The 3,298-nt window shown below is 21.3% G+C and carries 4 protein-coding genes; 1 reads left to right on the top strand and 3 read right to left on the bottom strand.

The annotated features are described in order from the left end of the window. Positions 1–3 precede the first annotated feature (3 nt). Positions 4–594 carry a VanZ family protein gene (locus tag GBZ86_RS14090; RefSeq protein WP_170272273.1) on the bottom strand — a complete coding sequence of 197 codons (591 nt, stop codon included), beginning with the start codon at positions 592–594 and terminating at the stop codon, positions 4–6. A 485-nt stretch (positions 595–1,079) separates the two neighbouring features. On the opposite strand from GBZ86_RS14090, the gene GBZ86_RS14085 reads away from it, so the two are divergent. Then, positions 1,080–1,535, top strand: coding sequence for a hypothetical protein (locus tag GBZ86_RS14085; RefSeq protein WP_152891703.1), 456 nt, complete (start codon positions 1,080–1,082; stop codon positions 1,533–1,535). Between the two features lie 74 nt (positions 1,536–1,609). Here GBZ86_RS14085 and GBZ86_RS14080 read toward each other — a convergent pair whose 3' ends face one another. Both GBZ86_RS14080 and GBZ86_RS14075 read right to left on the bottom strand, forming a co-directional pair. Beyond that, positions 1,610–2,176, bottom strand: a complete 567-nt coding sequence (locus GBZ86_RS14080; protein WP_152891701.1) for a hypothetical protein — start codon at positions 2,174–2,176, stop codon at positions 1,610–1,612. 95 nt (positions 2,177–2,271) lie between these two features. Continuing rightward, complete coding sequence (locus GBZ86_RS14075) at positions 2,272–3,102, bottom strand: hypothetical protein (RefSeq protein ID WP_152891699.1); 831 nt, start codon at positions 3,100–3,102, stop codon at positions 2,272–2,274. Positions 3,103–3,298 lie beyond the last annotated feature (196 nt).

Below are 3,298 nucleotides of genomic sequence, written 5' to 3'. Positions count from 1 at the left end.
GTTTTAGTTGTTATGATTAAACGGAGTATATATTTTGAAAAGTTTATTGGCTAACATATAAAAACCATACCCTACTATTACACCTAACATATTCCATAAAATATCATCAATATGATTAAATGTGCCAGATAAGGTTTGTAGAGCCTCTATGCTTATTCCAAATATTAGTGCCCAAAGCATAGTTTTTAAGAATCTTTTTTGACTATTTAGACAAATTAACGGAAATAATATACCAAATGGAATAAAAAGCAAAACATTATTTAAACCTAGTTCTAACGTAACTAATACTTGTTCTAAACTTGGATTAATCATAATACCTTTAAATGTTGTTTCTATGGTTCTTGAACCATATTCATAAAACATAGAAAAATCACTTGTTCTTATAAGAATAATATCTGTTACTACTAAAACTGCAACAATATATCCTAAGAAAATAAATTCTCCTATACTCTTAGAAATTTTTATTTTTGTATTTTTCTTTGAAAAAAATTTAAATATTAAAAATATTAGATATAAAGGTATGGTTATTATTAAAACTTTGCTTATATTTTGTAAAAAAGTATCTCCTAACATAAAATATAGTGACTTTATCATTGCCTTCCCCCTTATTAACATTTTTGCTATGATAAAAATAATTTATACAATATGAAATAAACTAACCTATTATTCCTTACTTATGAATTTATATATTATTATTTAATGATATTGTACCATAAATTGTAATATTTACTTATATATTTATGTGTATCATAAAACTAAAATTTTATAAGACATAAGTTTAATCCCATCCAAGTAATTATTTTTCTAAAGAATCATAATAATATTCTCATTAACTATAATTTGTGAAATTTAATTGTTTACCTCTAGGTTTTCTTTCTTTGCTTTCATCTTCAACTTTAGGATTTTTATCTTTTATAAAAAATTTAACAGCTACAACTGATCTACCTTATTTAACTTTTTCCCAATTAATTATTATATCAACCTTTTTAGTTTTTTATATTTTACATCTCAGCTACTACTTTTTTTCCTATATGTGGTAAAATATAAGCAAGAAATAGTTTCTATAGGGGGATTAATAAATGCAAAAAAAAAGAATATTTATAAGTGTATTAGTTTTAATTATTTTAATATTAAGTATAATTGGATTTTTAATATTTCAATTTGTTAAAAATGAAAATATTTATTCTAATATTATTAAATCAAATTGGAAAATTGAATTACCAACAGAATATAATGAAATTTATTCAAATGATAGTGGGGATAGCTTTTTAGGAGATGGACAAAGATATCATATATTTGAATATAAGGATACTACTAATATAATTAAATCTTTAAATTGGCAAGAAAATAAAAATATTAATGTAGAATTAAATATACTTAAAATATTATCGAATTTAGATATATCAAGTGAATTTTTACCTGATTTTAAACATGATTACCAATATTTCTCTCAAACTGAGCCTGATTCATCCGAAATATACATTGTTTTTTTTGAAGAATTGAGAAAAGTATATATAATTGAAAACTTTAAATAATTTATACCTTGAATAACATTAAAGTATTTCTAATTAATACTTAGAAATACTTTATTATTTAAAAATATCTCTTTTTATTTAAATGATTTTTTCAAATCATCATAATTTCCTTTTAAATCTTTTAAAATATTTTCATTATATAAAGACTGTGCTTCCAATGTTCTATTATTTGTTTTTTTATTCTCAATAATTTTGTATATTCCTTGACCTCCACCTACAGGAATATAGCAATCCTTATTATCAATTCCTTTCTTTAAAAACATTAATAATTTCTCATCTTTTTTAGGAGTTATATCTAAATCTGCATCCTGTAATATTTTAATTTCATTTTCTTTTATATTTCCTTTTATTGTTTCCAAAATTTTAACAGTACTTATTTTAACTGAAACATTTTTATAATCTCTATTTTCAATAATATCTGTTCCTATAATTTCAACAATTATATCCGAATTAGATTTTAATACTGATAAAGAAGGTATCTCTTCATAGCTTGCATGTGCTTTATCATTTTTTATACTTAATTGGTCTCCTATTGTATTATTATTTTTAATGGAGTCATTTGATTTAATATTAAAGAACAATACCCCAGATATAACTATAGCCCCTAAAACAAAAATAGCAATTATTTTCTTTTTATTCATGTCTTCACCCCTTTTACTTTTAATATTTTCCATACCTATTTAAAAACATTAAGTACTAATAAAATAATTCTAAGTAGTACTTCTTAACATATACATTATTTTTTATAAATCAAAACTTCAGTATTAGTAGTATTATTAACTAAATACAACTCAAAATTGTTTGCATTTATATCTTCCTTTAAATATATTAAAGGACTACTCCCTATTGTAATTTTTTTATCAAAATCATTATAGTTTTCTGTTAAATTTAAATCTTTTAAAATATTTTTTTCAAAAGTAAGTAATAATATAATTGGATAAGTATTTATATAATTATTTGATTTTAATTTTATACTATAATTTAAATCATTATCTAAATTTTTAGTATAAAAGTTAAGTAATGAACCAAATTCAAAATTAGCAATACTTTTAATAATAAAATCAATTCCATCTATTGAAACTTTTTTATTAATATATTCATAATCATTTTTATTTTCTTTTAAATGATAAGAACCTATATTAGGTTCTTCATTTAATCCAGGCCTTTGTACATCTATAAAAAAATCTATATCTATCCAATCTGTACTTTTGGCAGCAATAATAAATTGGGAATATGATCTTATCTTGTCTTTAGATAATTGTTCAGTTAAAATTTCAAAGTTACCTCCACCATAGACAGTATTATTTTTAAGTTTAAAATTTACTGAAATATCTTTATTACTTATAGATGATCCATCCTTACTTGTTATAGAATATTGTAATAATATACATTCTTTAAATAATTGTATGTCTTCTATTTCAATAATATAATTTTCAAAATCTACTATTTTAGGTAATTCAGTTATCCTATTTTCTTTTAAAGATAGACTAGTATCATTTTGAACTCTACATCCAATAAATAACGTAACTAATAACATTAAACATATACTTAAACTTATTTTTCTCACAATTAAAAATCCCCCTTTTTTCCATAAAACAATCCCCATTATTAATTTCATTTTTTTAACATAATATCATACCCTAATTATTCATGAAAAAATAAAAATCATAATAGATATGGCTTAAAATAATGCTTTTCTACAAAAAAAAATTCACCTATTAGGTGAAAAAGTATAGAAAAAAGGATTCAACCCTGTTATTGTT

Origin of the sequence: Clostridium tarantellae, assembly GCF_009295725.1 — a bacterium.
GTDB classification, from domain to species: Bacteria; Bacillota; Clostridia; order Clostridiales; family Clostridiaceae; genus Sarcina; species Sarcina tarantellae.
This window is presented reverse-complemented; position numbering and strand designations above follow the sequence as displayed.

Bases quoted from the DNA above. Each gene is read 5' to 3' on its own strand.
- GBZ86_RS14090 (WP_170272273.1), bottom strand. From the start codon at position 594: ATGATAAAGTCACTATATTTTATGTTAGGAGATACTTTTTTACAAAAT.
- GBZ86_RS14085 (WP_152891703.1), top strand. From the start codon at position 1,080: ATGCAAAAAAAAAGAATATTTATAAGTGTATTAGTTTTAATTATTTTA.
- GBZ86_RS14080 (WP_152891701.1), bottom strand. From the start codon at position 2,176: ATGAATAAAAAGAAAATAATTGCTATTTTTGTTTTAGGGGCTATAGTT.